The following is a 26,077-nucleotide window of genomic DNA, read 5'->3' on the forward strand; positions in this document are numbered from 1 at the left end:
CTAAGCATTCACGACTGTAAAGCGCTGCCGCAAGTGGGTCTTGGCCTCAAGCTCCGCGATGGCTGCGGTCGCCAGGTTACCTACCGAGACTTCTGACTTGCCTGAAGGCGCGGTCATCACGGCGTCGGTGCCCAGCCGGTAGTCACTCGGCGCTCCGTCAATCAAGTTGGCCTGCGGCGAGACCGCCGTCCACGCCACGTCCTGGATCCACTGCAGGTACTGGTACTCATGGAGCTGCTGCTGTGGGGTCTTGACCCAAGGCGCACCAGCAGCCGTTTTTTCGAGTTGTTTCACCAACCGTTCGCCCGATGGGAGCTGCAACGAGCCTGCCCCCAGCACGAACAGCAGATATGGCTTCTCTGTCTTTCGAAACATCGTGATCAGGCGCGTGGCCAGATCCAAGTGCTGGAAGGCCTGCGGCGAGGCAAACGCGTCAACGACCGCGTCCAACCCGTCAAAATCAACGCGGTCCAAGGTCAGTGCGTCTTTGACCACCAATGAAACTGTGCTGCCGAACAGCTTCTCGGCCTTGGCCTGATTGCGCACAAGTGCGGTGACTTCATGGCCCTTTGCCAGTGCCGCTGCCACCATCGCTTGGCCGACGCGGCCAGTAGCGCCGATAATGCCAATTTTCATGCTATCCCTCCTACTATGTCCGTGACCACGGCCAACGCTAATTGACCTCATTTGAATCAGTGGTCATCCTACTCATTTACCGACCAAGGCGCAACCACGGCTCGCACCTGAGGTCAGTGGTGCCGGCGAATCGGCGCAAACGTCAGCTCTGTCCAACCGACTTTAAAGCCCGCGCGAATGGCCACGTTCATTGACCGCATGTGCGAAAATTGCGTGCCGTAAACCACCAACATCTCGGGTTCGCGCCGTTGAATTTCTGCAGTCAGCAACTGAACCACCTTGACTGCCAGCCCCTGGCGCGCGAAGGCCGGATCCAGCACCTCAACGCCAATTTCCCAGGTGTAGCGCCCATTTTGGTTGGCGCCAGCCACCACCTTGAGCTGGCCATCGTCAAAATAGCCAACCCCCAGCATATCGGGATCAACATCATCGAAGGCAAAGGCCTCGTGGATCCGCTTGTCCTTTTTGAATAGCGGGATGTCGGCTTGCTCAATCAGCATCAGGTGCGCGTCGCTTGGCGGCTGGATTGTGCCAGTCGGCAGAAAAAACGGCGCGTGGTTGGTAATCTGCCAGCCGTAGCGGTGCAGCAGACGCTCCAGTTCGCGCAGGTGCGGCCACGCGAAAAACCACTCACCCGCCGTGGTGTTGAAATCCAGCGCGATGCCGTCAGTCACCAGCGGGTTGGTCGTGCGGACGTAAAGATGATCCTGATACACGACGAGGTCGCCAGCGTCGCGGGCCCAATACCGCGCCCCGCTGACTGGCGGCGCCGTGATGAACCGGTTGTACGGCCGCGCAAAATCCGCCGGCGCGAGGCCAAACTCCAAAGCCAGTTGATCCGTGATTTTCGTCATCGGCTGTCATCTCCTTGAGTGCTTCAGGTACTGCCGCAAACCAGACTCACCGGTGGCGCCAATCGTCCTTATCTTGACGCGGGGTCCGTTTACGCACCGAATCCGGCGGCAAAAATGGCCGATTGATATTTCCTGCCAGTAGCGTGAAAAAATTGGCGATTCCTTTGAACAGCGAGTGAAAGAATTGTCCCATTGCACCCTCCTTAACGCGTCTCGCAACCCGAGTCGCTTTACTAGTCATTATCCGCGCCACAGTCTACAATGCAAGCGTATCCAATTATTAGGAGGTAAGCATCATGACCAGTTATCCGCGTCGCAACCCAGAAGAAGATCCGCTGCTGACCCCAGAAAACTCCGTCCTGCTGGTAATTGATTACCAGCCCACGCAAGTCTCGTCGATTCAGTCGATTGGCCATCCGCAGCTCGTCAAAAATGTGTCGTTCACCATCAAACTAGCACAGGCCTATCACGTCCCCATTGTCCTCAGTACCGTGAACGTCGCGACCGGTCGCAACGCTGACACGCTAAAGGCGTTGCGCGACCTGATGCCGGATCAGCCTACGTTTGACCGCACCAACATCAACGCCTGGGAGGACCAGGACTTCAACGAAGCCGTGCACGCGACCGGCCGCAAGAATCTGATCATGTGCGCCCTGTGGACCGAGGCCTGCATGGCGTTTCCAACACTGGACGCGCTGCGCGAGGGCTACCACGTTTTCCCAGTGGTGGACGCGATTGGGGGCACGTCCACGTTAGCCCACGAAACCGCGCTGCGCCGAGTCGAACAGGCCGGTGCCGAACTCATCTCTAACGCCCAACTGGCCTGCGAGTGGCAGCGCGATTGGAACCGCACCGAGTACGCCCACGATTTTGTGAAGCTGATGTTTGAAAACGACGACTTCTTCCATGCTGAATAAGCGTCTGGCAACTCTGCCGCCCTGCAACTGCTGGGCGGCTTTTTCGCGTCGATAGTTTACCAAGTTTTACTTGACTGCTGGGAAATATGTCCTAAAGTAGGTGACAATGATTTTCTGAAAGGATTGATCCCATGCGTCCCATTATTGCCATGACCGGTGATGCCCTCGACACACCATCGGCTGAGCTCAACTTGAATCACGCAGACTTTGCCCCGCGTGACATTAAAACCGCCATCATTAAAGCCGGCGGGGCCCCCATCATTTTACCGTTTCCCGATGACGTGACCCTGGCGACTGAGCTGGCCGAGGCCGCCGTTGCGACGTTTGATGGGCTGCTGCTGCCAGGCGGGCCAGACGTTGACCCAACGCTTTACGGCGAAGAGCCGACCCGCTTTATTGGCAGTGTGACCTATCCAAAGGACCGCTTCGAGCAGGCCCTGATCAAGGCCACGATTGCCGCTGGCAAGCCAATTTTCGCAATCTGCCGCGGCTTACAGATCCTGAACGTCACGCTGGGTGGGACGTTGTACCAAGACCTGGCGAACCAGGACCCCGATGCCACCATTCGCCACGCGCAGGCGGCTCCAGGGCAGTACCCGACCCACCATGTCACGGTCAAAGCCGGCTCGCAGCTGGCCAAACTGGTGGGCGAACACGCTTACGTTAACTCGCGCCACCACGAGGCAATCAAACAGGTAGCGCCCGGCCTCCAGATTGTTGCGACCGCCCCGGACGGTGTGGTCGAGGCGGTCGCCGATACCCGTGACAGCCAGATCATGGCCGTGCAGTGGCACCCGGAGAACCTGTGGCAGCAGGACGCCGCCCAACTGCGGCCTTTCGTCTTACTGGTGCAACGCGCCGCGGCAGCGAAAAACGCGCAGAATCCGGCCGTTCAGGCTAAAGTCAGCTAATATTTTCACGGCCAGTCGCCAGAACGGCTGGCTTTTTAAGTTGGCGCAGTTCCTTTCTTTGGGCAGTAAGCGTACAATGCCCGTGAAAAGACAAAGGAGATGGCATTCATGCACGAAATTCCCGAAACAATGGCGCAAGTTGCCGCACTCGTAGCAAAAAGTCAGCAAAATGGTGAGCCGATGAACGAGGATCAGGTGGTACAAGGCGGACTGCAAAACTGGATTCAGGAGCTCCTGGATGAGGGCATTGAAGGCGGCTACCTCACCGCCCGGCTGCGCAATACGGACTTGATCGTTCTGGACATCACGGGTAAGCAACTGCTGCAAACTGACGCTCTGAACGCCGCCAAACTAGTCCCCGCCTTCAAGCGAGACCCGCACATGACCCTGATGGCCGTGCAAACTGCGATGCGAAAAATCATCGATAGCGGTCAGCTATGACTGCCGATGAGGTAAAGCGTCAGAGCAAGCCATTGGTATTGGCTAATGGCAAACCGTCTGAATAGACCTGAGATTGTGAAAATTGACTTTTCATCTTGAAAATTCTATCATTCGGGGCCCCATGATAGGCACCGGCTGCAAGCCTGTGAAGCGGAGGTGTCGACATGGTTAGCAAGATGTACAAAGCTCCAATAGTGATGATTGGCGGACCATCAAATTGGTTATGAATAAATATTTTGGCCAATTCTGAATTTTTTAGTTATCAAATCTGATAAGATGTGATACTCTAAAGAGGTCCAAAGGCAGAACCAACATTAGCTGCCAGAGGAATGGCAACACTCCCAAAAAGTTCCCCCAAACTTTTCCACCAGCAATGGTGGTTTTTTTAATTCGCTCACCAAGAAGAGCCAAAGTCAGACAAAATTGCCTAGCCGCGAAACATAAAACAACGCCTTAGCACACAACTGCCCCTGCACCGCGATTTTAAAACCAAATCGTGGTGCAGGGGCAGTTGCATTTTGGACTAAAACCGCTTTATGTCTCAGCCTCGTTTGAATTCCTGGTCGCAGCCAGCTTGCTGTGTCAACTCGCTCACCCGCCGCGCAATGTCGTCTCTCACGGTGCGAAAAACCTGAAGCACTTCATCGTCGGTGCCCGTGGCCGCGGCCGGATCCGGCAGTGGCCAATGCAGCCGTCGAACCGTTGCTGGCACTGCTGGGCAGCGATCACGCGCATCCCCGCATAATGTGACCACCAAATCAGATGACCGCAGATACTGCGGGTCGATCAGCTTCGAGTACTGCGCGCTGATGTCCACGCCGCGCTCGGCCATCACTTTGACCGCCAGCGGATTCAGCCCGTCGATTTGTAGACCGGCGCTGGCCACTCGCCACTGTTTGCCCATAATCTGCTTGGCAAATCCTTCGGCCATTTGACTGCGGCACGAGTTGCCCGTACACAGAAAGTAAATTTGCGGCATTACCCCACCACCTTTCGCACTCACCTTATTTCTATTATACCCGGCCTGCGACTGACCAACCATCTCTGCCCTGAATCAACCTCCACCGCTTGCTTGCCGTCTAGGTGAGACTTCGCCCAAACGGTGCGGGTTGCTGCTGTCTACCGATATGCTTTTTGCCAGCTGTCGTCTTTGTAAAAGAGGTTGCAAGCGCGCCGCCATTGAAGCATAATGATGTCCCATTTGTTCGGTCAATTAAAGGGGGATTCTTAATGACCAAAAAGGTAACTTTTCTCGCCCTGCTTCCAGAGACTCACGATGTGCTTGCCAACGACGATAATCTGGACGATTTTGTCAACTCTGTCTGGGACCTGTTCGATACTTCGACTTTTGAATTGGATGGCGAGATTATCCCTTCGCTGCGCGGCTTTTATGACGACACGACCGGGGAGTTGAAGATTTGGCTCTCCGAACGTGGCACCCTCAGCAACCACACCCCGGACGTCAACGCCTTTCTCCTGGCCGACGACACCTCACATGGCGTTCATTTCAAGCCCATCGAGGAAATGCTGGGAATCGAATTTAAAGTGTTGCGCGACGACTCAGTCGCGTAACAACGGCCGTCAATTTACTGTGACCTTCTCGAGTGATCAGAGAAGGCTTTTTTGATGCCTAACGCCAGAAAATTGACCCATCCTCACGGCGCTTGGTGCTATGCTATTAGCAACTAGGTTGGCACTTTGGATGGGGGAAATCGGCATGGGGCAGACTTTGGGTGAACTATTTCGGGCGTTTCGCACGCAGCGGCACATCTCGATGAAGCAGGCCGCCAATGGGCTTAACACAGCAACCATTTCGCGCTTTGAACGCGGCCAGGGTGATATCAGTCTCAAAATTGCCGGCCAGCTGATGTTTAACATCGGGATGGGTGTAGACGACCTCGGCGAAATGCTAGGCGCTCAGACCCAAGGCTTCCCCAATGGCCTTCAGGAGATCATCAAGGGCCAGCGGACGGCCTTGGCTACAAAGGTGGACACTTTTCTTCAGCAGCAAACCTGCGCCGAACCATTAGCCGCGCTGATCCGCCAGATTCAGCCATTTTTGCGCCTGCCTGAGACTGAAGACCGACACCTGCCCCTGACGTTGGAACAGACCCTGGCGGATCGTCTCGCCTACCCGAGCAAGTGGAGCAATTTCGAACTTTATCTCATTTCGAGCGCAGTGCCCTTTGCCAGTCATGAACTGACGACGTTGTTATGGCAGCGGCTAACCGCCTTAACGGGCCAAACGCTAGGCTATCAGCGGCAGGCCCTGTGGCGCCTAGCCCTAGTGGCACTGCTGCACAACGACAAGCCATTGTACGCGCAGATTGCCGCCGACATGCAGCGCATCAGCCCAATCCCGGCACTGCAGATTCATTTCAATAGCGTGATGCCGCAGTTTTTGGCCATAAGCGCGATTGCCGAACACCGCGACCCCGCCCCGATTCTTGGCGCACTACGCCGAGTCGGCGCAACGCAGCTGGCAGCTTTTCTTGACCACTCAGTACAAACAGCTGGCGCTAAACATGCTTGGCACAACCAGGTAATCGAGGACCATTACGATTCCGCACTGGCCATTGACCCAGATGCGAAGTTAATGTTCGGCCCCACCCTGGCACGACTTCGCAAGCAGCGGGGGCTGACCGTCAAAGACGTGATTGGGGACTGGTCCGCAGCAGCGCAATCCCGGTTTGAAAATGGCAAGACGACGCTAGGCTTTCACAGCACGCTGACGTTGATGCAGCGACTTCTTGTGCCAACCAGCCAAATGCAAGCGGCAACCGACGCGACCAGCACCTTCCGCCGTTATCGCCTGAAGGCCTACACCATGGCCAGCAACTTCCAGCAAGCCCATTACACGCGAGATGACTTGGTCAACCTGCTTGAGGAGTTCCGCCGAACCACGCCCAACTTTCCCGAGGGCCTGCGTGTCATGTACCAAGCCGGGTTGACCACCGCGTTCCATTGGGCCGCACCAGGCGCGCTGCCTGACCACGATCCGCTGTACGCGGATGCGACGCCAAGCGAGCAGAAGGCGATAGTCGATTACTTCCGCTCCCTGACCACACTCAGTTCGCAGGACATGGAGCTGCTCAACTTGAACATCAACCGCATCGATCAAACCTACTACGACGAGCTGGTTACGGTGGTGTTAGCCCGCATTAAGCCGCAAAGTAACGTGGCGGCCCAGCTCTTCGATAACTGTGATAACTTCATATACGGCGCCGTGTACTTTCACGTCGACAGCGTGATCCCCAAGCTCACCGCTGCCTTTACGTATGAATCTTGGCTACTGTCCTGGTGGCCCATCTGCGAGGTCACCGAGCTGCAGACGCTCGCCCAAGTCTATCAGCACGACACCGAAGCCACCCGGCAGGCGGCGGCGCAACTGATCGCCGATACCCGCACCCTCTGTCCATTTGATAATACGGCGAATTATTCTGAGCACTGGCTGACGGCTTACCGCGGCCAGTGCCGTCAGCAGTAGCGAGTTAACAATCGGGTCAAAAATAGCGCGCCATCAAAACAGATGCGCGCTATTTTGCTCAGCTTGGATTGGCGTCAAGCAACAGCTTAAACACCGGAGCCAAACGGACCACCCGCTCCTGCAGGTCAGCCCACAGCTCATCGGGCTCCGCAAACAGCGGATCGGCCCGCAGATAGGTCTTCCCCACCAAAAATTCTCCGGCCTGCGTAGTCAGATACCGTTTGCTGACCCGGTCAAAATTCGACAGGGTCAACGGCAGCACGGCCTTTTTGGTGTGGTCGGCCCCAATTTCCATGTCGGTTGGCAGCAACACCATCTGCGGCCGCAGCGAGTCAAACGGCACGCGAACCGGCACCTTTTTGGCTTCCTGCAGCAAGGCCAGCCAGAGGAACAGACGGTCATCCCACAAGCCCAGCTCAAGGTGCGGCGTCATTTTGTAGCCGCGCTGGCTGGTTGAAAGCGCCAGCCAGGTGTCCGGCGGCGGATTCTTGTGGCGCCGCAAATGTTTGGCTACGTGCAGCGTCAGCTTCGGCAGCCCTGCCTCCTCGAGCAATTCGGCCAACTGATTGCCAGCAGTTTCGAACTTCGGATCGATCACGCGCCGAATTAAGTCCAACCGGCCTTCCAGTGTCGGCTCATCAAAAACAGTAAAATCCTGATCGGTGAACATGGCACGCCCCCTTCTGCTATACTGAATGTACATGCGCTGCAAGCGCCACCAAGGAGGAATTGACCATGGCTGACGATGATCTGCAACAACACCTTAATAGTAGCATTTATGGGCCGCCTCAGACTAACCCAGATGAGCGGCGCCACTATTTAGGGTCCCTGCGCGAGCGGGTCGCCATCCGGGTCTTCAACCAGGACGTCGAAGCGCCAACCGCGCTTTCGGCAGTGACTGCCGCCTTGGCCAAAACAGCCGGCGAGTCGGGATACAAACTGCTGATCAACGGCAAGCTCGATCCTGAAATGACGGCGCCTTACATGCAAGCAGCCAGTACCAAGAACGTCCAATTCACGCTGGTCAACGACGGCACAGCCACCCTCGCGCCTACGGGGGCTGGAATTTTGCTGGTGGCCCGCAGCGCCATCAACATTCAGGACATCGACCTGCCCAAAACAGAATCCAAGTCACAAGACACACCACAACCGAAACAGAAACCCGGCTTTTTCGGCCGGCTGTTCAAGTGACCTCAAAAGTACCGTCACGACCTCACCCTTGGCTGGATGAGGCCGTTTTTGGCTGCTTCAAGAAGTTGCACTGTGCTTCGATTAACTTTAAAATACGGTGAACAATTCGGGAGGTCGCTATGGAAAAATTAAAAAACCGACTTGATGCCTTTTCGGATGGCATCATGGCCGTCATTATTACCATCATGGTACTGGACATCTCCCCTATCTTGCACGATAGCTGGCCAAACTATCTCAGTATGGGTAAACACATCGGAATCTATCTGATCACCTTCGTGTTTGTCTTCAACATGTGGTATCAGCACAGCACCGCCTTCGCGGAAATCGACACCATGACCTACCGCATTCTGATTTGGGAAGTGGCGTTTCTGGCCGTGCTGTCCCTGATGCCCGTGTTCACCTCAATGATGGCGGAAAACACCACACGCATAACCGTCATCTTATACGGCATCATGCAGGCCATCATCAATCTGGTATTTCGAGAGTTGGCCAAATCGATTATTCACCTTCAGTACACGACCAAAGCCGACATGCAGCAGGTCTATCGAAAAATTTACGGCAACGCCAACCACTGGCTGGACGGCTTGTCGATCGTCGCGATTGTGACCGGGTACTTTTTCCCGCATGCCACTCTGGTCTTTTACCTGGCCTACCCGATCCTCAGCTTCTTGATCAACGCTGACGCACGGCAACAGATGTATGACGCAACCGCGCTGCCCGCTGACGAGCAAGAAGACTTAGCCAAGCTGCCTGCTTCTGACTATGTCGACTGGCGTAAAACTGCTCGCCGAATCTGGCACGAGCAGTCCACCTCAAACGAGTCAGCCGACCGCGGCCAAACCCCAACATCAGCGGCCCCTTCACCTGAAAGCAAAACACCGGACGCGACCTCACCACTGCCACCTTGGGCTGCTTGGCTTGATCAAATCCCGGAAGGCCAGCGTAAGCGCCGGCTTCACGACCGGCTTGACGACGCTTCGCCGGAGCAAAAAGCCCAGATGGCTGCCTGGTTTGACCAGCACCGCCAAGTCCTGCAACGGCGCAAGCAGCAAGGGCCAAACGAGCACCGTTAACGCGGTACTTTTTTGCACACCCGGTTTGGCATCCCCACCCGAGCTTGCTAGACTAAAGCAATAGAAAGAAGGATGGATATGCAACAGCCACTCGCTTACCGCATGCGGCCGCGTAATTTGGATGAGGTCGTCGGCCAGCAGCACCTGGTGGGCGAAGGCCAGATCATCCGCCGCATGGTCGTGGCCAAACGCCTCAGCTCCATGATTTTGTATGGTCCGCCCGGCACGGGCAAGACCAGCATCGCCAGCGCGATTGCCGGCACTACCAAGTACGCCTTTCGCATGCTGAACGCAGCCACCGACACCAAAAAAGATCTCCAGATTGTCGCCGAAGAAGCGAAAATGAGCGGGACGGTCATCCTGCTGCTCGACGAGATTCACCGCCTCGACAAAACGAAGCAGGACTTTCTGCTCCCGCTCCTGGAGTCTGGGCGGATTGTGATGATTGGCGCCACCACCGAGAATTTCTACATGAGCATCCAGCCTGCCATCCGCAGCCGCACCCAGATTTTTCAGGTGCATCCGCTGACCCCGGAAGACATTGGCACCGCCGTCGACCGGGCGTTGGCAGACGACGAACGCGGCTTGGGCAAGTATCCGGTCGTACTTGATGACAAGGCCCGCGACTACTTGACCACGGCAACCAACGGCGACTTGCGCTCAGCCCTGAATGCACTGGAGCTGGCGACCCTGTCAACCCCCGAAAAGGCGGGCAAGATCCGCCTCACAACTGAGGTCATGCACCAGTCCCTGCAGCAGCGTGCCTTAGACGGCGACGCTGACGGCGACGCGCACTACGACCTGATCTCGGCTTTTCAAAAATCAATCCGCGGCTCGGACGTCGATGCCGCCCTGCACTACCTGGCCCGCCTCATCGTCATTGGTGATTTGCCCAGCATTTTAAGGCGGCTGCTGGTGATTGCCTACGAGGATATTGGGCTGGCCAATCCGCAGACGGCCAGTCGCACGCTGACGGCGATTCAGGCCGCCGAGCGCCTCGGACTGCCTGAAGGCCGCATCCCGCTGGCCAATGCGGTGATTGACCTGTGTTTGGCGCCCAAATCCAACTCGGCGATCAGCGCGATCGACGCGGCTATCGCAGACGTCAATGCGGGCAAGGCGGGGGCAATCCCCGACGATCTGCGCGATGCCCACTACAAAGGCGCCAAGGCGCTCGGCCACGGTGTCGGCTACAAGCTGCCCCACAACTACCCAGGCGGCTGGGTGAAACAGACCTACATGCCGGCTAACCTCAAAAACACCCATTACTACCAGCCGAAAACCACCGGCAAGTACGAGCAGGCCTTAAGTCAGCAACTCGCACGCCTGCAGGCACTGGCGCGTGGCAAGAAGGCGTGACCGCAAGCGCTCACAACCGTGCTGCAGCGCATTTTACAGCGCTTTCCTTAGGCTAGATTCTTGCAAGTTTTGGCTGTCAGTGATAGAGTAAAAGCATGGAAGTACCTAAGGTGTTCGCGGTCCCCATCTATTAGTTGACCGAACAGTCTCAATACCTTGGGACCAGAAGTGGCAGGTGCCGTGCTGTTCTCTCACTGAATGGCTAACGCACTTGTCGTCCGGGCCCACTTGCCTAATCGCGGGTTTCAACAATTCGGGTACTCGACGGCACCATTTAGCCTTTCACAAAAGTCTCCGGACTTTGGCCGACGCAAATGTCGGTCTTTTTTTTCGTACCAAGGGGCGATGAACTGGCGGTTTGAGCGGAATCAGTGGCCTTGCTTCGGCCATTGCCGGGACATCACTGGCGCGACTCTAAGCGTGGATCGGCTGGTTCAAGCATCGAAAGCGACAAGTTGGCACGCGTGCAGCTAGCCGCCCTGCAGTGCTCGCCCGGCGCCCTGTGAGGCCAGGCTGTGAAAAGTCAACGCGCGGCCCCCGGTCAGATATGCTAGGATAGTACCATCAACAAGCAGAGGAGTAACGTCATGTTCAGAATCATCTTCATCATCTTTGCCGTGATCTTATTCACCCTCGCCTATTACATCCGGACCCATCAGCGCCGAGGTTTTCTAGGCATCCCCAAGCTGGCTGAAGCCGCCCAGCGCGAACTGGGTCGATTTGCGGTGCTGTTTGTCATCGCCGGGGTGTTGGCCGTGGCGGCGGCAATTTTCCTCACCGGCTGGCTGGAAGCCCTGGCCCTGATCATCGGCGCGCTGGCGGCAGGAATTTTGGGCTTGCGCGTACCACATTATTTGGCCGACTAGCCCAGCGCTTTGCCGGCGTGTGAAATCGTTTCACTTTGCCCCAGCATTCGGCTACAATGAAGTTAGAGGTGATGGGCATGTTACAACAATACAAGCACGTTCTAGTGGCGATCGATGGCTCCTATGAATCCGAGCTCGCCTTTCAAAAGGCGGTCGCTGTGACCAAACGCAATGGTGGCGAATTGTTCCTGATCCATATCGTGGATACCAGAGCCTTCAACAACGTCTCAAGCTTTGATTCTGCCATGGTCCAGCAAGTCGCAGACACGGCCAAGGAAACCATGGAGGGCTACATTGAGCAGGCGCACAAAGCGGGCCTCGACAAAGTCTCCTACTCCATCGAGTACGGCGCCCCGAAAACAATCATTGCGCGGGATATTCCAAAGCAGAAAAATATCGATTTGATCATGATTGGCGCCACCGGGCTGAATGCGGTGGAGCGCCTGCTGATCGGCAGTGTCACTGAGTACGTGACAAGAAACGCAAAGTGCGACGTACTCGTCGTGCGGACGGATCTGAACAATCAACCGGCGCTGTCTTCCACGAAGCGGCCAAAGGATAAACCAGCAAATTAGATAAAGGAACAGCGCCCAGCGATTCAATCGCCGGGCGCTGTTTTCGTCTGTCTTTGATCGGACTTAAGCCGAAACCGCCGGATCAAGGTCACCCAAACTGGCGATGAGTTCGCTTTGATGGGTCACCCGCGCCAAGGCCAGCGCGATTGCCTGCGACTGGGCAGCCTGCGCATCGGCCTGCCTAGTTTGGACGCGCGCCTGCAGCATGTAAAACTCCGCCAGCAAGAACAAACTGTCGTTGCGAACGGCCAGTCCGATCCCGAGCTGGGTGTTTTTCAGGGCGGCCGCGTCTTCGCCCAGCTCATAATAAATGCGACTGATGTGCCAATACACAGTGAGTTCTACATCCAAATACCGCTTTTCATTTAGCGGCCCGTCCTTCAGACGCGCGACGGCTTGATCCAGGTAAACTCGCGCCCGCTCGGCGCTGCCCTGTTCGGCATAGGCCAGGGCCAGACCCAAAGTCGCCATGATTCCTGGCACGTCACCGGCTGCCGCCCCGGTCCCATTAAGGACGCGACCAAAGTAATACACCGCTTCGTCCAGATTATGACTGACGAACAATTCGATCATGCCCGCAAAGTAAAAATAGTTGCGCTGATCCTCGGCGCGGGTCACCCGTTTCTCATTGACCTTCTTTAATAGCGCCGCCGCCCCCTGGTAATCCCCGCGGCGAATTGTTTTCGAAACGGCACTGAGGGCCTGCTGAATGCGATCTTGATTTTCTACCACGACGTCGTCAAGCGTGATGCCCAGCCGGTTGACCAACCGGATCAGGATGTTCATGCTGGGTACCTTGTTGCGTTTCTCAATCAGGCTAATGGTGGCCTGCGTGCAAATACCTTCCGCTAGCTCGGCCTGACTCAGTCCGCGCAACTTGCGGATATGCCGGACGTTCTCCCCTTTGATACGTAATGCCGGCTGCAGCTTACTCATGTTTCCACTCCTTTGCTTGTTCCAGCGAGCAGCCCGTGCCGCTCCCCTGCAATGCCTTGATTATACTTGAAATTATGTTTTTTGACTACTTTTTACTGTTAGTGACCATTCAATTTATCTAATGTAACGAATGTAATGATTATAACAGTGTGAACATCTTCTCAATCGCTTAAATATATTTATTAAAAAACCTGTCGGGAATCCCGACAGGCCAGAGTTTTGCTTGCGTTCAGATGAATGAGAAAATCGTAACTATCATTAAATTAATCAATAAGCGTCAATGATTTTTTGCAGATAATCGACCACCACTTTGGGCAGATCAGCCCGCATCAGAAGGGCTTCAAGCAGCCGGGACCGATTGTACCAGCGCGTCCAAAAGGCCAAATCCTCCTGCGGTTTCAAGTTGCGCAGGCGCTGCTGCCAGGCGGTGAGGCACATCACCAAGGCATCCGCATAAAACTGGTTTTTGGTGGCCAAGTTCACCAGATAGGACGACACCCGCTGATCCTCGCCAAACACCAGCGAGTCGGCCACGGTTTGCCAGCCCTCAACCACCGTTGCCATCAACAGCAGTTTGTCGCCGCGGGTGAGGCTGGGCACCTGGCTAAGCTCATCTGCCAAGTTGCCGATATGCGTATACGCATGAGCCCAGCCCTTCTCTGCAACGTACCCGCGACCATCTTTTTCCAGGGTAATGTAGGCGCAGAGGTTGACCAACAAGTTTTCAAACTGCCGCGGCGTCAGCAGGTGATACCGGTTCAGATCGGCGTACACCAGACCGGACAGCAGCATGACTGCGAAACTGCGCAGGAACACGGCATCATTTTGCGGTTCGGTGATGTGAGCAAACAGGATGTCCTTGCGCTGCAATGTCGTGAACAGCCAGGCCACCTGCTTTTCCGTGAACGCGTCGGCTTGAAATAAGTCGGACAACAGAAAAAACACGCCTTTGTCGCGCACTGCTGGCGAAGTCGAGGCGAGGTGGCCGATCAGGTACCGCAGCTCGCTATCGCTGACCTGCATGGCCTTTTCGGCTTTCAGCCGCTCCTCGATCTCACCGATTTTGGCCAAGGCGGCCGCGTCGTCGTTGGGTAGCGTCACCGGTGTTGGGGCGGCAGGTTCAACGGCGGTGATGATTTGCCGCAGATCATTCGGCAAACTGCGAAACACCTTACCTTGATGCAACTGCCTGCGCAGGTCTCTAATTTTCTTAATGGTTGTTTCTACTTGCGAATCCACGAATCGCCCTCCTTAAAGTAGGATCGGCCGGCCAATTTTGTTTTTCGGGTCGGCCAGCACCCAGCCGAAATCATCGGCACTCGGGTCTTTTTTCACGCGCATGCCCGGCTGCGCCATGATCGTGAACGGGATGTCATGGGCCAGGGCCTGCTTCATGTAGTAAGCCACCATATCCTGCGGCATGCGGCCGTTGAGATACACCCGGTACTGCGGATAGCGCGTCAGCACCTCATCCAGCAGGCTTGCAATGTGTTCATCGTGCAGCTGGCGAATGGTCACCGCCATGGCGACCCGTTCACGAAAATTACCCAAAAACGCCCGCTTTTCGTCCGGCTTGATGGTCGAAAGGCCCAGTGCTTTGGCTTTGATGAAGTCGTTTAAGTCTTCGCTCATGGCGCCGCCTCCTGCGGTCATTATACCATTGCGACCTGCTTGCGAAACCCTTCGCCAGCCGATGACGCACCGCGCGGCCAAGAAAAAAGGCCGACCGCAGTCAGCCTGATTGGTGCGCGAGCCGGTCAGAATCACCCGACTGAGCCATCCATTTCCATCGAAATCAACCGGTTCAGCTCCACGGCGTACTCCATTGGCAGTTCCTTGCTGAACGGCTCCACAAAGCCCATAATGATCATTTCAGTGGCCTTGGCCTCGGGAATGCCGCGACTTTCTAGGTAATACAACTGCTCCTCAGAGACCTTGGACACTTTTGCCTCGTGCTCCATCGCGACATTGGAATTTTTGATCTCCGTAAACGGAATTGTGTCCGATGTCGACTTTTCGTCCATTAGGATCGTGTCACACTCCACATGGCAAAACGAGTTGTCTGCCTTTTTGGTGAAGCGCACGGTCCCACGGTAATCCACCGCGCCGCCGTCCTTGGCGATGGACTTGGACACAATATTTGAGGACGTGTTTGGCGCGTTGTGGATCATACGTGCCCCGTTATCCTGGTCGACCCCGGCGCCAGCCACGGCGATGGACAGCATCGTCCCCCGCGCGCCTTCGCCGTCCAGGTAAACCGATGGATACTTCATCGTGGTCTTGCTGCCGAGGTTGCCGTCGACCCACTCCATGGTCGCATTTTTCATCGCCTGCGCCCGCTTGGTTTCAAGTGAGAAAACGTTCCTGGACCAGTTCTGAATCGTCGTGTAGCGGCAGTACGCGTCGTCTTGAACAAACACCTCGACCACCGCCGCGTGCAGCGAATCGCTAGAGTAGTTCGGCGCGGTGCAGCCCTCCACGTAATTGATGTGCGCGCCTGGTTCCACAATAATCAACGTGCGTTCGAACTGGCCGGAATTTTCCGCGTTGATCCGGAAGTACGCCTGAATCGGCACGTCGGTTTGCACGCCTTTAGGTACGTAAATAAACGAGCCGCCTGACCATACCGCGCCGTTCAGTGCCGCAAACTTGTTGTCAGACGGGTGAACCAGCGTGCCGAAATATTGGTGCACCAAGTCCGGGTACTGCTTCAACGCCGAGTCCATGTCCATGAAAATGATGCCAAGCTTATCAAACTCTTTTTTGATGTTGTGGTAGACGACTTCTGACTCGTACTGCGCCGAGGCGCCGGCGAGGTACTTGCGCTCAGCCTGAGGCACGCCCAGCCGATCGAAGGTGCGTTTAATGTCATCCGGGACGTCAGCCCAATCGCGGTAGGTCTTGTCGGTCGCCTTTTGGAAGTACAGCATTTTGTCCAGATCAAGATCCGACAGATCAGGACCGTAATCGGGGAATGGCAGCTTCTTGTAGGTCTTATACGCCGCCAGCCGGTAATCCAGCATCCACTGCGGCTCACCTTTTTCCGCGGAGATCTCCCGCACTTTCTGCTCGGTCAGCCCGCGGCCGGTCGAGTAAACCAGCTTGATGTCGTCCTTGAAGTCACCGGGGTTCTCATCGTCGAGAAAATCGACCTGTGACGCCACGGCTTCATTATTCTTGGTGTTTTTAGTTTCAGTCATGTTGTTCACCTTCCGTTAGGGCTTGAGCAGCCGCCTTCCACGCCAGCGTGGCGCACTTGATGCGCGCCGGGAACTGATGGACGCCCTTGAGAATCGAGGCCGACCCCAGCACTTTTTCATCCGGCACGCTGCCGTTGATCACCAGGTCGGAAAAAGTCTCGACCATGGTCTCGACTTCGGCAGGCGTTTTGCCGATGATTTGATCGGTCATCAGGCTGCCGGAGGCCTGAGAAATGGTGCAGCCAGAACCGGAAAACGCCGCGTCTGCGACCTTGCCATCCTTGAGCTCCAGCTGAAGTTTCAGCACATCCCCGCAGCTCGGATTACGCAGGGTCACCTGACTGGTCGGGTTGACCAACACGCCATGGTGCCGCGGGTGGTTGGCTTCGTCCAAAATCACCTGACGATATAGTTGATCCAGCTTAGTCAGACTCATGGAAAAACCGCCTCCCCTCGTCAACCGCCGCAATCAGCGCCTCGACGTCTTGAGGCGTATTATACACCCCAAAACTGGCACGCACCGTTGCCGGCACGCCCAGCCGCGCCATCAGCGGCTGGGCGCAGTGATGCCCCGCCCGCACCGCGATGTTGGCTTCATCGAGCACGGTTGCCAGGTCATGCGGGTGCACCGCGGCTAAATTAAAGGACACGATGCCAATGCTCTGGTCATCCCCGTACAGCGTGATGCCGGGAACCTTAGCCAGGCCGGCCCGCAGCTGCTGGACCAGCGCGTGGTCATGGGCTGACACGTTTGCCATGTTCAGGTGCGAGATGTAATCCAGTGCCGCTTTCAGGCCGAAGACGCCGGCGATGTTCGGCGTGCCGGCCTCAAACTTGAGCGGCACTGCCGCCCAAGTCGAAACCGCATCCTGCACCTCGTCGATCATCTCGCCGCCAAACTGCACCGGCGGCATGGCCGCCAGCAGGTCTGCGCGCCCATACAGCACGCCAATCCCTGTGGGCCCGTACATCTTATGCCCGGAAAACGCGTAAAAATCCGCGCCGAGCGCCTGCACGTCCACCTTCATATGGGCAACCGCCTGCGCGCCATCAACGACCATGTAGCCGCCGCGGGCGTGGACGAGGTCAGCCAGCGGGCGAATGGCGACTGCCCCGCCGGCCACGTTGGTCACCTGCGCCAGTGCCAGGATTTTGGTGCGCGGCGTTAGCAGCTGTTCAATCGCGGCGGAATCCGTGTTGCCCGCTTTGGTCACTGGGGCCACCACAAATTTGGCCCCGGTGCGCTTGGCCAGCTGCTGCCAAGGAATAAAGTTGCTGTGGTGTTCGGCGCCGGACACCAGAATCTCGTCACCTTCGTGCACCGCCAGCGGGCCAAAACTTGAAGCGACCAGGTTCAACCCGTCCGTCGTGCTGCGGGTGAAAACAATTTGGTCAGCCGCGGGCGCGTTAATGAAGCGGGCCGCCTGCGCCCGCACCGCTTCGTAGCTTTCCGTGGTGTTGTAGGCTAGCTTGTAGAGGCCGCGGTGGACGTTGGCATTATCGTCGGTATAATACGCGGCAAGCGCGTCGATGACCGACTGCGGTTTTTGTGAAGTTGCCGCCGAGTCTAGATAGGTCAACTCCGGATGCTGCTTGAAAAATGGAAATTCATCACTCATCTGTGTTCACCAAGGTTTCATCGATCTGCCTGAACAGATCGGCTTTCAGATCCTTATCCGTGATTTCCAGCAGTCCAGCCTCCAGAAAGCCGCGAATCACCAGCCGCTGGGCCAGCGCCTCCGGCAAGCCGCGACTCATCAGGTAATACATCTGCGCCTTGTCCACGCGCGTCACGGACGCGGCGTGGCCAGCGGTCACATCGTTTTCATCGATCAACAAGATCGGGTCTGCATCGCCGCGCGAATCCTTACCCAGCATCAGCACCCGATTTTCCTGTTGATTATCGCTGCCGCGCGCGCCTTTGATGATGTGCCCGATGCCGTTAAAAATCAGGTGGGCCTTGCCGACAATCACGCCGCGCTGGTTGATGTGCCCCTTACTTTTACGGCCATAATTGGTCATGGCCGTGGTGTAGCCAACGTGCTGCCGCCCGCTGGCCAGGACCCCGACGTTGACGGTGGCCGAAGCACCAGTCCCGCGCAAGTTAACGTTGATCAAAGTCGCCCCTGAATTTTGGGCAAAGCCGGCCAACGTCCAGTTCAGCGTTGCGCGGTCTGCAAGTTCCGCAGTCCGAGACGCCAGCACCATGTTGGCCTGAAACCCGTCATAGGTGAGCCAGTCGACCTGCGCATCTTCGCCGATGTCCACAAGGACGCCGACGCCAAGGTTGGTCCCGGCGCTCGCCCAGCGCTCTTGAAACGCCACATGGGCGAAAGCGCCAACGTGGATCAAAAGCAGCCCGCCGCCGTCTGTCGGCCCGGTCACCCGAAACGGCTCAGCGCTTGCATAGCCGGCAGGCACGGTAATCTCGGTGATTTGCTGCGGGCTGGCAGTTAGCCATTCGTCTAGCGAAATGCGACGCGGAAAACCGCTGGCCTCGGCCGGATGAGACACGGTAATCGCACTGGGGGCGGTCACGGTCATCGCGGCCACTGGCTGGCTGTCCTTTACTTCCTTCATGTAACGCGCAAGCGGGATCTTCGGGGTGTTCGCCAAAGGCAGCCGTTTAATCATTCCCGTCACCCGCCTTGAGGTGCTCGTAGCCGGTTTTCTCGAGCGTGTGGGCCAGCTCTGGACCGCCGGATTCGATAATGCGGCCATCCTTCATGACGTGCACCACGTCCGGCGTGATGTAATCCAGCAGGCGCTCGTAATGAGTGATGATCAAAGACGAAAAGTCATTACCGCGCATTGAGTTCACGCCATCGGCGACAATGCGCAGCGCATCAATGTCAAGACCTGAGTCGATTTCGTCCAGCAGCGCCCAGTGGGGGTGGATCATCATCAGCTGCAGGATCTCGTTGCGCTTTTTTTCACCGCCGGAAAACCCCTGGTTCAAGTAGCAATCCGCCATGTCCTCCGGCATTTTCAGCTGCGCCATGGTGTCATCGAGCTGATGCAGGAAATCCATGATTGGGATCTGGTCGTCATCGGGCCGGCGTGCGTTGATTGCCGCCCGAATGAACTCCGCGTTCGTCACCCCGTTGATCTCAGCGGGATACTGCATGCCCAAAAACAGGCCCAAGCGCGCACGCTCATCGACGGCCATGCCGATGATGCTTTGCCCGTCGATCAAAATGTCGCCCTGGCTGACCACATAGCGCGGATTGCCCATGATGGTTTCAGCCAGCGTCGACTTGCCGTTGCCGTTAGGTCCCATCAGCGCGTGGATCTCCCCGGCATTAATGGTCAGATTGACCCCTTTTAAAATCTCGGGATGTTCGGGTTCGGCCTTCACTTTAACGTGCAGATCTTTGATTTCTAGTGTGCTCAAGATAGCGCCTCCTGGACTTTGTTTACTTTCATTGTACGGCAGGAATTGACCCCCTGCAAACCGCTTTCATGCGAGATAATTGTGGTCGGCCGACTGTCTTGTCCCAAGGACTTCACCCAGAAGCAGCCTTCGAGAGCCAGCAAAACCGGCGTCTCAAGAGATGAGGCACCGGTTTAGATGAACCACTGGTGATTAATGTTGAAGGCGCCGCGCCAGCCAGTCGCCGACGAACTGAACGATGAAGACCAGAATCAGGATGAAAATCATCGCGACCCAGATCACATCGTTTTCGAAGCGCTGGTAGCCCACGGCGATGGCCAAATTCCCCAGGCCGCCGCCGCCGACCGCACCGGCCATCGCCGTCAGACCGATGATTGAGATAATGGTCAAAACGCCGACGCGCACCAGCTCACCCAGGCCTTCACGCAGATAGACGCGAAAGACAATTTGAAGCGGCGACAGGCCCATGGCCTCGGCTGCCTCGATGACCCCAGGGTCAACGGTGAGCAGCGCATTTTGCACCTGCCGGGCAAAAAATGGTGTCGTGCCCAGGACCAGCGGCACCAGTGCGGCGCGCGGCCCAATGCCGGTGCCGACAATGGCCCGAGTCACCGGATTCAGGACGGCCAGCAAAATGATGAACGGAATCGCCCGGAAGATGTTGACCAGCTTGTCGACGATCCAGTACACCGGGTGATTCTCGGTCAGCCCGTGTTCGTCTGTCAGCACCAAGATAATGCCGATGATGATGCCCAACGTGAAGGCAATGAGCGTCGTCCACCAGGTCATGTACAGTGTCTGACCGATGGCCTCGGTCACGCCGCCGTCACCGCTCCAGATCGGCACAACGTTCGGGAAGAATTTTTCAATCAAATTCATGCGGTGTCGCTCCTTTCTCAGCGGTGGCAGACAAATGCTGCACGGTCACGTCGCTTTGCTTCAGGTAGTCAAACGCCCGGTTCAAGTCATCCTCAGTCCCGGACAGGACCACCAGCAGATTGCCGAACGGCGTGCCCTGCAGGATTTGAATGTCGCCAAACAAAATGTTGGCGGTGACGTTGTACTCCTTGAACAGCGTGGCCACGAGCGGCTGGTCGGTTGAGGCCCCAACGTACGTCAGGCGCACCAGTTGATCTGGCGCCTGCAGGTTACGCACGGCGGGTTGATCGCGAACTGCCTCGATGGCCTCATCGATTTGAATCGTCGTGTCGATGAAGTCCTTGGTCAGCTGCTGCTGCGGGGCGGCGAAAATGTGAAGCAAATCGCCGCGTTCGATGATGCGGCCGTCGTCCATCACGGCGACCTTGTTGCAGACCTGCTTGACGGCTTCCATTTCATGGGTGATCAAAACAATCGTCAGCCCCAGCCGCTGGTTCAAACTGGCCAACAGCTGCAAAATCGAGCTGGTGGTCTTGGGATCCAAGGCGGAGGTCGCTTCATCAGAGATCAGGATCTCCGGATCAGAGGCCAGTGCCCGGGCGATGCCAACCCGCTGTTTTTGACCGCCGGATAACTCGGTGGGATAAGCGGTGGCGCGCTCACTCAGGCCGACCAGCGCAAGCAAATCAGTCACCTTCTTGCTGATCTCCTGCTTGGTGATTTTACGCAAAATCTCGTTGCCGTCTTTGTCCTTGTCCTTCACCAACGTGCCCTTGAGCGGAAAGGCGACGTTACCGGCAATGGTCAGCGAGTTCATCAGGTTAAAATGCTGGAAAATCATTCCAATGCGCCGCCGCTCGCTGCGCAGGTCTGAAGCATTCAGGCTCAGCATGTCCTGGCCCAGCACTGTGACCTGACCGCTAGTCGGCCGCTGAAGCAGGTTAATCGTCCGCACCAGCGTCGATTTACCGGCCCCGGAGTAACCGACGATCCCGTATATGTCGCCGCGCTCCACCGTCAGATCGACGTGATCGACCGCATGGACACTTTTGTTCTTCTCGCTGAAATTGACATCGACCTGCTTTAATGTGATCACCGGTTCTGCCATGACCAACCGCCTTTCTTTCTTAAAGACTAATACTTACCAGTCCAGGCCGGCAGCACCGCACCCTTATAAACCTTTTTAAGCTGTTTTTCGGTTTCCTTGCTCTGGTAAGCCTTCACGATCTTCTTGTAAGTCTTGTTGCTCTTATCCGCTTTGGACTTAGCAGCAATGATGTTGATCCAAGGATGCGACTTCTTGCCGATTTTTTCAACTGCGATCGCGTCTTTTGGCTTCAGATTGGCCGCGGCCGCAATGTCGTTGTTGACGACCGCCGCGTCGACATCGTTCAACGAACGGGCCGTTTGGGCGGCATCCAGTTCCGTGAACTTCAGGTCCAGCTTGTTTTCGGTGATGTCGCGAATCGTCGGCGTGGCCACGTTCTTGACCTTGATAATGCCGTTAGCCGCGAGCAGGTCGAGGGCTCGGCCTTCGTTGGACGCATCGTTTGGCAAGGAGACACTGTCGCCCTTCTTTAAGTCCTTCAGCGACTTGATCTTGTTGGAGTACGCGCGCATCGGGCCAATGTAGGTGTCACCGACCGAAACAATGTGGTTGTTGTGCTTCTCGTTCCAGGTCCCCAAAAATTCATAGTGCTGGAAGGAATTGAGCTGAATGTCGCCGTCTTCAAGCGCCTTGTTCGGCGTGTTGTAGTCGGTGAACTGCACCAGCTTGATGTTGACGTCCTGTTTCTTCAGCCGCTTTTGAATGTCCTTCCAGATGTCGACATCGGTGCTCATGATGCCAACCTTGACCGGCTTGCTGGCCGAACCCGTGCTAGCGTTGCTACTGCTGTTTCCACACGCCGCCAAAGCCAATACAGGCAGGGCCAATGCGGCCGTCAATGCCAATTGCTTAAACCACTTCATAACTATTCCCTCCAATTTTTGTCCTTGAACAAACAAAAACCGCTTCTAACCAAAGTTAGAAGCGGTTATCCCGCGGTACCATTCTAATTCACCAACGCCAAAAAGCGTCGGCCTCACTAACGGGCAATCACCCGCGTGCAAGATAATGGATGCCAGCCATTGACCCCTTGCCGAAGCTCAGCGTCACCGATCCGTGAGCCATTCTCGATCATCGCTGCTACCCCGCTCTCATCTACCCGGGTTTTCTGTGCAGTCCGCGACGGTCTCTCTCTCACATCGTTCGTTTGCTCAATTAAATTATCTCGAGTTTACCGAGTCTGTCAGACCCTGTCAAGTCCAATAGTTAAAAAAAGATGAGACCAGACCGCAAAACACGTCTGAGTCTCCCCAGCGTATTGGCTACTGCCGATTGAACTCCTCGCCTTCCTGACTGAACATGTAAGACTGGTGGTGATACCGCATGGACAGCAGCATCCCCACCGACAACATGTCGGCAAGCAGGAATGACCCCCCTTGAGAAATAAAGGGCAGCGGGATCCCGGTAATCGGCAGCAGGCCGACGTTCATGCCGATGTTTTCAAAGATATGAAACACGATCATCATGATGACCCCGGTGGCGATGTAGGCGTAGAACTCATTTTGCGTGTCGAATACCACCCGCAGCATCTGCCAGATCAGCAGGAAGTACAGCAGGATCACCAGCGCACAGCCGATGAAGCCAAACGCCTCACCGATGGTGGAAAACGCCATGTCGGATTCGCGCACCGGCACCGTGACGTGCAGGTTGTTGAACCCGCGGCCCGTCATTTCACCGGAGCCAATGGCTTTCATCGACTGCCACAGCTGGTAGGAATCGGTGGTTGCGGCGCCGCTCGGGTTCAGCCACGAGTCGATCCGCTTGAACTGATAAGCGGCAAAGCCGAGCTTGCCCAGCAGATCGCGCCCCCAGGTCTGCGTGACCAGCAAAATAGCCGCACTGCCTAGCGCCGCGGCCGCCGCGCCAATCGGCACAATGATCTTCCACGTGATGCCGGAGACCAGCACCACTCCGGCAAAAATTGCCAGGAACACCAGCATCGTCCCGAAGTCGTTTTGCAGTTCAAGCAAGATGATGATGGGCAAAGTCCACAGGAACATCTCCCCGATCAGCCGCCAGTCATTGGTGGTGCTGTGAGCAAACCTGACGTTGTGGTTGGTCACCACGCGGCCCAACATCAGAATGTAGGCCGGCTTCATCACCTCAGACGGCTGAAACGTGAACGAGCCAAACCCAAGCCAGCTTTTCGCGCCAGTGTTGACAAAAACGGCGCGATCATACGCGACCAGCACAACCACCAATAAAAAGATGCCCAGGCCGTACAAAATTGGGGCCACTCGCCATAGCTGCTCCGCGTCAAATTGCATGACGAAGAAAATGCCAATACCGCCGATCACATACCACAGCCCCTGCATGAAGAGTGCCCGGGTGGTGCTGCCGGCGTTGGGGTTGGTATCGTGGGAAACCGCCATGTAAATTGCCGCCATCCCGATCAACGCCAGCAGCATGACGGACAAAATAATGCCGTAGTCGATGCGGTCCTCACTGCGGCGCCGCGTCGAAACGTCTTTTGCCATAGAACTCTCCTAACTGGTCAAAACGCCACTTCCAGATGCGAAGTGGCGCGCGGCCTAACCTTGGTGCAAATGATATTCGGACAAGAGAAACGCGACCGCCGCATCCATGGTTTTCTGCCGGTGCGGCTTGGCATCGCCGGCCAGATAGGCATTAAAGTGCTTGCCGTCCTCCTCTGATTCGACGTAGCCGATCTCGTTTTTGCCCAGTGTCAGGACCGAAACCGTGTGCCCGTTGCGGGTCACGTCCTCCTGATTGACAGTAATTTTCTGTTCTTTTGGCATATGTTCTCCTTATCGGTGGAAGTCAAACTGCGCGCTTTCGGCCATGTTCTTTTGCGGATCCGGATTACGCCGCACGGTGAAAAAATCCGGCACCGGATCCAGGCCCCCTTTAACAAAGGGATTGCACCGCAAGATCCGCGCCAGACCCATGACCAGCCCCTTGAAGAAGCCGTGCTTGGCCAAGGCCTGAATCATGTACGTCGAGCAGGTCGGATAATACCGACAGCTGGGCGGCAGCAGCGGTGAGATAAAGCGCTGGTACCCTTTGACTAGCCACATCGCAACTTTGCGCAAGAATTCACCTTATTTCAAAAAATCCAGGATGTGCGTCCATGTTGACGGCACAAACACCTTGAATGGATTGCCGCCGTCGATTGCGTACCCGACCATGGCGCCTAGGATCAGCGCTGCGATCACTAACAATAAGCCGATCAGCAGCTTGCGCACCACGCGCATGGCATATTCTGAAGACATGACGTCCTCCCAATCAGTACTGCTTGTGGTGGGCGATATTATCCAACAGCACGCCGGTCCCAAGGGCTACGGCATCCAGCGGCTCTTCCGCCAGCAGCACCGGCACCCGCAGCTCGTGGGCAAACAGTTGGCTGATGCCCTTGAGCAGTGCACCACCACCGGTCAGCATCACACCACGGTCAATAATGTCGGCAGACAGCTCAGGCGGCGTCTTCTCCAAGACTTCCTTGGCCGCGGCCACGATTTGCATCATCGTGTCGTGCAAGGCTTCTTCGACCTCGACGGCCGTGACTTCGACTTCGCGTGGCAGGCCAGTCGCAATGTCGCGGCCGCGCACCTCCATGGTCTGCTTCGGGTCGGCTTCGTACACCGCCCCGATTTGAATTTTCAGCTGCTCAGCCGTGTGCTCACCGATCAACAGCTTGTGCTTGTTCTTCACGTAGGACACGATTGACGCATCCATCTTGTCACCGGCCAGGCGCAACGAGCGGCTGGTGACCACTTCACCCATCGAAAGCACCGCCACATCCGAAGTGCCGCCGCCAATGTCGATGACCATGTTGCCCTGCGGCTGGAAAATGTCCAGGCCCGCGCCAACAGCGGCCACCTTGGGCTCAAACTCCAGGTAAACCTTACCGCCGCCCGATTTTTCTGCGGCCTCAATGATCGCCTTTTGCTCGATCGAGGTGATATTGGTCGGTGCGCAGATCAGGATGTTGGGCTTGGACATGAAGCCCTTAACGTTGAGCTTATTAATGAAGTACTCCAGCATTGCTTCGGTGATGTCAAAGTCGGCGATCACGCCGTCTTTCAGCGGCCGGATCGACTTAATGTTGCCAGGCGTGCGCCCAACCATTTTGTAAGCCTCGGTGCCGACGGCGAGGACTTTGCCGGTGGACGTATCGATCGCCACGACGGAAGGCTCGTTCAGCACGATGCCCTTCCCTTTCACGTTGATCAGGACGTTGGCCGTCCCCAGGTCGATCCCAATATCTTTAGCCATGAATTTCTCTCCTC

General features: G+C 56.4%; 31 protein-coding genes. 10 read left to right on the plus strand and 21 right to left on the minus strand.

Features of this window, described 5'->3' with window-relative positions:
• The 3 genes from JUE30_RS00090 to JUE30_RS00100 all read right to left on the minus strand — a co-directional run bounded on the left by JUE30_RS00090 (position 1) and on the right by JUE30_RS00100 (position 1,683).
• Positions 1 to 636, minus strand: coding sequence for an NAD(P)-dependent oxidoreductase (locus tag JUE30_RS00090; RefSeq protein WP_125757398.1), 636 nt, complete (start codon positions 634 to 636; stop codon positions 1 to 3).
• Positions 637 to 749: 113 nt separating this feature from the next.
• A complete protein-coding gene (locus JUE30_RS00095) occupies positions 750 to 1,490 on the minus strand; it encodes a GNAT family N-acetyltransferase (protein ID WP_203623104.1) in 741 nt (246 codons plus the stop codon).
• A gap of 46 nt (positions 1,491 to 1,536) precedes the next feature.
• Positions 1,537 to 1,683 carry a hypothetical protein gene (locus JUE30_RS00100; RefSeq protein ID WP_203623105.1) on the minus strand — a complete coding sequence of 49 codons (147 nt, stop codon included), beginning with the start codon at positions 1,681 to 1,683 and terminating at the stop codon, positions 1,537 to 1,539.
• Positions 1,684 to 1,786: 103 nt separating this feature from the next.
• On the opposite strand from JUE30_RS00100, the gene JUE30_RS00105 reads away from it, so the two are divergent.
• The 3 genes from JUE30_RS00105 to JUE30_RS00115 all read left to right on the plus strand — a co-directional run bounded on the left by JUE30_RS00105 (position 1,787) and on the right by JUE30_RS00115 (position 3,759).
• On the plus strand, positions 1,787 to 2,407 hold the full coding sequence (locus JUE30_RS00105) for a hydrolase (RefSeq protein WP_203623106.1): 621 nt from the start codon (positions 1,787 to 1,789) through the stop codon (positions 2,405 to 2,407).
• 131 nt (positions 2,408 to 2,538) lie between these two features.
• The gene (locus JUE30_RS00110) at positions 2,539 to 3,318 is read left to right on the plus strand and encodes a gamma-glutamyl-gamma-aminobutyrate hydrolase family protein (protein WP_203623107.1); all 780 of its coding nucleotides are present in this window, start codon (positions 2,539 to 2,541) and stop codon (positions 3,316 to 3,318) included.
• Between the two features lie 108 nt (positions 3,319 to 3,426).
• On the plus strand, positions 3,427 to 3,759 hold the full coding sequence (locus JUE30_RS00115; protein WP_125757406.1) for a hypothetical protein: 333 nt from the start codon (positions 3,427 to 3,429) through the stop codon (positions 3,757 to 3,759).
• A gap of 541 nt (positions 3,760 to 4,300) precedes the next feature.
• Here JUE30_RS00115 and arsC read toward each other — a convergent pair.
• Positions 4,301 to 4,738 carry an arsenate reductase (thioredoxin) gene (gene arsC / locus JUE30_RS00120; RefSeq protein ID WP_203623108.1) on the minus strand — a complete coding sequence of 146 codons (438 nt, stop codon included), beginning with the start codon at positions 4,736 to 4,738 and terminating at the stop codon, positions 4,301 to 4,303.
• Between the two features lie 251 nt (positions 4,739 to 4,989).
• On the opposite strand from arsC, the gene JUE30_RS00125 reads away from it, so the two are divergent.
• Entirely contained in the window at positions 4,990 to 5,331 is a 342-nt protein-coding gene (locus tag JUE30_RS00125; protein WP_125757410.1) for a hypothetical protein, read from the plus strand.
• Positions 5,332 to 5,476: 145 nt separating this feature from the next.
• Positions 5,477 to 7,246, plus strand: a complete 1,770-nt coding sequence (locus JUE30_RS00130; protein ID WP_203623109.1) for a helix-turn-helix domain-containing protein — start codon at positions 5,477 to 5,479, stop codon at positions 7,244 to 7,246.
• 58 nt (positions 7,247 to 7,304) lie between these two features.
• On the opposite strand, the gene JUE30_RS00135 is transcribed toward JUE30_RS00130, so the two are convergent.
• Positions 7,305 to 7,916, minus strand: coding sequence for a DUF1054 family protein (locus JUE30_RS00135; protein WP_203623110.1), 612 nt, complete (start codon positions 7,914 to 7,916; stop codon positions 7,305 to 7,307).
• A gap of 65 nt (positions 7,917 to 7,981) precedes the next feature.
• Here JUE30_RS00135 and JUE30_RS00140 point away from each other — a divergent pair, with 65 nt between their 5' ends.
• The 5 genes from JUE30_RS00140 to JUE30_RS00160 all read left to right on the plus strand — a co-directional run bounded on the left by JUE30_RS00140 (position 7,982) and on the right by JUE30_RS00160 (position 12,310).
• Positions 7,982 to 8,437: a YueI family protein gene (locus JUE30_RS00140; RefSeq protein WP_203623111.1), complete on the plus strand. Its 456-nt coding sequence runs from the start codon at positions 7,982 to 7,984 to the stop codon at positions 8,435 to 8,437.
• A gap of 119 nt (positions 8,438 to 8,556) precedes the next feature.
• Positions 8,557 to 9,510, plus strand: a complete 954-nt coding sequence (locus JUE30_RS00145) for a TMEM175 family protein (protein ID WP_203623112.1) — start codon at positions 8,557 to 8,559, stop codon at positions 9,508 to 9,510.
• A 78-nt stretch (positions 9,511 to 9,588) separates the two neighbouring features.
• On the plus strand, positions 9,589 to 10,869 hold the full coding sequence (locus JUE30_RS00150) for a replication-associated recombination protein A (protein WP_203623113.1): 1,281 nt from the start codon (positions 9,589 to 9,591) through the stop codon (positions 10,867 to 10,869).
• Between the two features lie 587 nt (positions 10,870 to 11,456).
• Entirely contained in the window at positions 11,457 to 11,735 is a 279-nt protein-coding gene (locus JUE30_RS00155) for a hypothetical protein (protein WP_125756779.1), read from the plus strand.
• Between the two features lie 77 nt (positions 11,736 to 11,812).
• Positions 11,813 to 12,310, plus strand: a complete 498-nt coding sequence (locus tag JUE30_RS00160) for a universal stress protein (RefSeq protein ID WP_203623114.1) — start codon at positions 11,813 to 11,815, stop codon at positions 12,308 to 12,310.
• 63 nt (positions 12,311 to 12,373) lie between these two features.
• On the opposite strand, the gene JUE30_RS00165 is transcribed toward JUE30_RS00160, so the two are convergent.
• From JUE30_RS00165 to JUE30_RS00240, 16 genes are all read right to left on the minus strand, one after another.
• Positions 12,374 to 13,246 (minus strand): helix-turn-helix transcriptional regulator, encoded by an 873-nt coding sequence (locus JUE30_RS00165; RefSeq protein WP_203623115.1) that lies wholly within the window; start codon positions 13,244 to 13,246, stop codon positions 12,374 to 12,376.
• A 267-nt stretch (positions 13,247 to 13,513) separates the two neighbouring features.
• Positions 13,514 to 14,485 carry a DUF2785 domain-containing protein gene (locus JUE30_RS00170; RefSeq protein ID WP_203623116.1) on the minus strand — a complete coding sequence of 324 codons (972 nt, stop codon included), beginning with the start codon at positions 14,483 to 14,485 and terminating at the stop codon, positions 13,514 to 13,516.
• A gap of 12 nt (positions 14,486 to 14,497) precedes the next feature.
• On the minus strand, positions 14,498 to 14,878 hold the full coding sequence (locus JUE30_RS00175) for a DUF1694 domain-containing protein (RefSeq protein ID WP_203623117.1): 381 nt from the start codon (positions 14,876 to 14,878) through the stop codon (positions 14,498 to 14,500).
• Positions 14,879 to 15,009: 131 nt separating this feature from the next.
• Positions 15,010 to 16,446: a Fe-S cluster assembly protein SufB gene (sufB, locus tag JUE30_RS00180; protein ID WP_203623118.1), complete on the minus strand. Its 1,437-nt coding sequence runs from the start codon at positions 16,444 to 16,446 to the stop codon at positions 15,010 to 15,012.
• Positions 16,439 to 16,882 (minus strand): Fe-S cluster assembly sulfur transfer protein SufU, encoded by a 444-nt coding sequence (gene sufU / locus JUE30_RS00185; protein WP_203623119.1) that lies wholly within the window; start codon positions 16,880 to 16,882, stop codon positions 16,439 to 16,441. Before sufU ends, sufB begins: the two co-directional genes overlap by 8 nt.
• A complete protein-coding gene (locus tag JUE30_RS00190) occupies positions 16,869 to 18,065 on the minus strand; it encodes an aminotransferase class V-fold PLP-dependent enzyme (protein WP_203623120.1) in 1,197 nt (398 codons plus the stop codon). Before JUE30_RS00190 ends, sufU begins: the two co-directional genes overlap by 14 nt.
• Positions 18,058 to 19,080 carry a SufD family Fe-S cluster assembly protein gene (locus tag JUE30_RS00195; RefSeq protein ID WP_203623121.1) on the minus strand — a complete coding sequence of 341 codons (1,023 nt, stop codon included), beginning with the start codon at positions 19,078 to 19,080 and terminating at the stop codon, positions 18,058 to 18,060. The genes JUE30_RS00190 and JUE30_RS00195 overlap by 8 nt, the downstream gene beginning before the upstream one ends.
• Positions 19,073 to 19,840 (minus strand): Fe-S cluster assembly ATPase SufC, encoded by a 768-nt coding sequence (sufC, locus tag JUE30_RS00200; protein WP_203623122.1) that lies wholly within the window; start codon positions 19,838 to 19,840, stop codon positions 19,073 to 19,075. The genes JUE30_RS00195 and sufC overlap by 8 nt, the downstream gene beginning before the upstream one ends.
• Before the next feature lie 192 nt (positions 19,841 to 20,032).
• Positions 20,033 to 20,719, minus strand: coding sequence for a methionine ABC transporter permease (locus JUE30_RS00205; RefSeq protein ID WP_203623123.1), 687 nt, complete (start codon positions 20,717 to 20,719; stop codon positions 20,033 to 20,035).
• Positions 20,706 to 21,827, minus strand: coding sequence for a methionine ABC transporter ATP-binding protein (locus JUE30_RS00210; protein WP_125756757.1), 1,122 nt, complete (start codon positions 21,825 to 21,827; stop codon positions 20,706 to 20,708). The genes JUE30_RS00205 and JUE30_RS00210 overlap by 14 nt, the downstream gene beginning before the upstream one ends.
• Before the next feature lie 26 nt (positions 21,828 to 21,853).
• Positions 21,854 to 22,690, minus strand: a complete 837-nt coding sequence (locus JUE30_RS00215; RefSeq protein ID WP_203623124.1) for a MetQ/NlpA family ABC transporter substrate-binding protein — start codon at positions 22,688 to 22,690, stop codon at positions 21,854 to 21,856.
• A gap of 399 nt (positions 22,691 to 23,089) precedes the next feature.
• The gene (locus tag JUE30_RS00220) at positions 23,090 to 24,304 is read right to left on the minus strand and encodes an FtsW/RodA/SpoVE family cell cycle protein (RefSeq protein ID WP_203623125.1); all 1,215 of its coding nucleotides are present in this window, start codon (positions 24,302 to 24,304) and stop codon (positions 23,090 to 23,092) included.
• A 54-nt stretch (positions 24,305 to 24,358) separates the two neighbouring features.
• On the minus strand, positions 24,359 to 24,586 hold the full coding sequence (locus tag JUE30_RS00225) for a DUF2969 family protein (protein WP_125756751.1): 228 nt from the start codon (positions 24,584 to 24,586) through the stop codon (positions 24,359 to 24,361).
• Positions 24,587 to 24,595: 9 nt separating this feature from the next.
• Complete coding sequence (yidD, locus tag JUE30_RS00230; RefSeq protein WP_374706439.1) at positions 24,596 to 24,865, minus strand: membrane protein insertion efficiency factor YidD; 270 nt, start codon at positions 24,863 to 24,865, stop codon at positions 24,596 to 24,598.
• 24 nt (positions 24,866 to 24,889) lie between these two features.
• Positions 24,890 to 25,060 carry a DNA-directed RNA polymerase subunit beta gene (locus JUE30_RS00235; protein ID WP_125756747.1) on the minus strand — a complete coding sequence of 57 codons (171 nt, stop codon included), beginning with the start codon at positions 25,058 to 25,060 and terminating at the stop codon, positions 24,890 to 24,892.
• 13 nt (positions 25,061 to 25,073) lie between these two features.
• A complete protein-coding gene (locus tag JUE30_RS00240; protein WP_125756745.1) occupies positions 25,074 to 26,063 on the minus strand; it encodes a rod shape-determining protein in 990 nt (329 codons plus the stop codon).
• Positions 26,064 to 26,077: the final 14 nt, after the last annotated feature.

Origin of the sequence: Lacticaseibacillus sp. 866-1, from assembly GCF_016861825.1 — a bacterium.
Classification (GTDB): Bacteria; Bacillota; Bacilli; order Lactobacillales; family Lactobacillaceae; genus Lacticaseibacillus.

Bases quoted from the DNA above. Each gene is read 5' to 3' on its own strand.
- JUE30_RS00235 (WP_125756747.1), bottom strand. From the start codon at position 25,060: ATGTCTTCAGAATATGCCATGCGCGTGGTGCGCAAGCTGCTGATCGGC.
- JUE30_RS00220 (WP_203623125.1), bottom strand. From the start codon at position 24,304: ATGGCAAAAGACGTTTCGACGCGGCGCCGCAGTGAGGACCGCATCGAC.
- JUE30_RS00095 (WP_203623104.1), bottom strand. From the start codon at position 1,490: ATGACGAAAATCACGGATCAACTGGCTTTGGAGTTTGGCCTCGCGCCG.
- JUE30_RS00100 (WP_203623105.1), bottom strand. From the start codon at position 1,683: ATGGGACAATTCTTTCACTCGCTGTTCAAAGGAATCGCCAATTTTTTC.
- JUE30_RS00090 (WP_125757398.1), bottom strand. From the start codon at position 636: ATGAAAATTGGCATTATCGGCGCTACTGGCCGCGTCGGCCAAGCGATG.
- JUE30_RS00165 (WP_203623115.1), bottom strand. From the start codon at position 13,246: ATGAGTAAGCTGCAGCCGGCATTACGTATCAAAGGGGAGAACGTCCGG.
- JUE30_RS00140 (WP_203623111.1), top strand. From the start codon at position 7,982: ATGGCTGACGATGATCTGCAACAACACCTTAATAGTAGCATTTATGGG.
- JUE30_RS00155 (WP_125756779.1), top strand. From the start codon at position 11,457: ATGTTCAGAATCATCTTCATCATCTTTGCCGTGATCTTATTCACCCTC.
- JUE30_RS00195 (WP_203623121.1), bottom strand. From the start codon at position 19,080: ATGATTAAACGGCTGCCTTTGGCGAACACCCCGAAGATCCCGCTTGCG.
- JUE30_RS00215 (WP_203623124.1), bottom strand. From the start codon at position 22,690: ATGAAGTGGTTTAAGCAATTGGCATTGACGGCCGCATTGGCCCTGCCT.
- JUE30_RS00160 (WP_203623114.1), top strand. From the start codon at position 11,813: ATGTTACAACAATACAAGCACGTTCTAGTGGCGATCGATGGCTCCTAT.
- JUE30_RS00130 (WP_203623109.1), top strand. From the start codon at position 5,477: ATGGGGCAGACTTTGGGTGAACTATTTCGGGCGTTTCGCACGCAGCGG.
- JUE30_RS00190 (WP_203623120.1), bottom strand. From the start codon at position 18,065: ATGAGTGATGAATTTCCATTTTTCAAGCAGCATCCGGAGTTGACCTAT.
- yidD (WP_374706439.1), bottom strand. From the start codon at position 24,865: ATGTGGCTAGTCAAAGGGTACCAGCGCTTTATCTCACCGCTGCTGCCG.
- JUE30_RS00205 (WP_203623123.1), bottom strand. From the start codon at position 20,719: ATGAATTTGATTGAAAAATTCTTCCCGAACGTTGTGCCGATCTGGAGC.
- JUE30_RS00175 (WP_203623117.1), bottom strand. From the start codon at position 14,878: ATGAGCGAAGACTTAAACGACTTCATCAAAGCCAAAGCACTGGGCCTT.
- sufU (WP_203623119.1), bottom strand. From the start codon at position 16,882: ATGAGTCTGACTAAGCTGGATCAACTATATCGTCAGGTGATTTTGGAC.
- arsC (WP_203623108.1), bottom strand. From the start codon at position 4,738: ATGCCGCAAATTTACTTTCTGTGTACGGGCAACTCGTGCCGCAGTCAA.
- JUE30_RS00145 (WP_203623112.1), top strand. From the start codon at position 8,557: ATGGAAAAATTAAAAAACCGACTTGATGCCTTTTCGGATGGCATCATG.
- JUE30_RS00210 (WP_125756757.1), bottom strand. From the start codon at position 21,827: ATGGCAGAACCGGTGATCACATTAAAGCAGGTCGATGTCAATTTCAGC.
- JUE30_RS00110 (WP_203623107.1), top strand. From the start codon at position 2,539: ATGCGTCCCATTATTGCCATGACCGGTGATGCCCTCGACACACCATCG.
- JUE30_RS00150 (WP_203623113.1), top strand. From the start codon at position 9,589: ATGCAACAGCCACTCGCTTACCGCATGCGGCCGCGTAATTTGGATGAG.
- JUE30_RS00135 (WP_203623110.1), bottom strand. From the start codon at position 7,916: ATGTTCACCGATCAGGATTTTACTGTTTTTGATGAGCCGACACTGGAA.
- JUE30_RS00105 (WP_203623106.1), top strand. From the start codon at position 1,787: ATGACCAGTTATCCGCGTCGCAACCCAGAAGAAGATCCGCTGCTGACC.
- JUE30_RS00125 (WP_125757410.1), top strand. From the start codon at position 4,990: ATGACCAAAAAGGTAACTTTTCTCGCCCTGCTTCCAGAGACTCACGAT.
- JUE30_RS00240 (WP_125756745.1), bottom strand. From the start codon at position 26,063: ATGGCTAAAGATATTGGGATCGACCTGGGGACGGCCAACGTCCTGATC.
- JUE30_RS00115 (WP_125757406.1), top strand. From the start codon at position 3,427: ATGCACGAAATTCCCGAAACAATGGCGCAAGTTGCCGCACTCGTAGCA.
- JUE30_RS00225 (WP_125756751.1), bottom strand. From the start codon at position 24,586: ATGCCAAAAGAACAGAAAATTACTGTCAATCAGGAGGACGTGACCCGC.
- sufB (WP_203623118.1), bottom strand. From the start codon at position 16,446: ATGACTGAAACTAAAAACACCAAGAATAATGAAGCCGTGGCGTCACAG.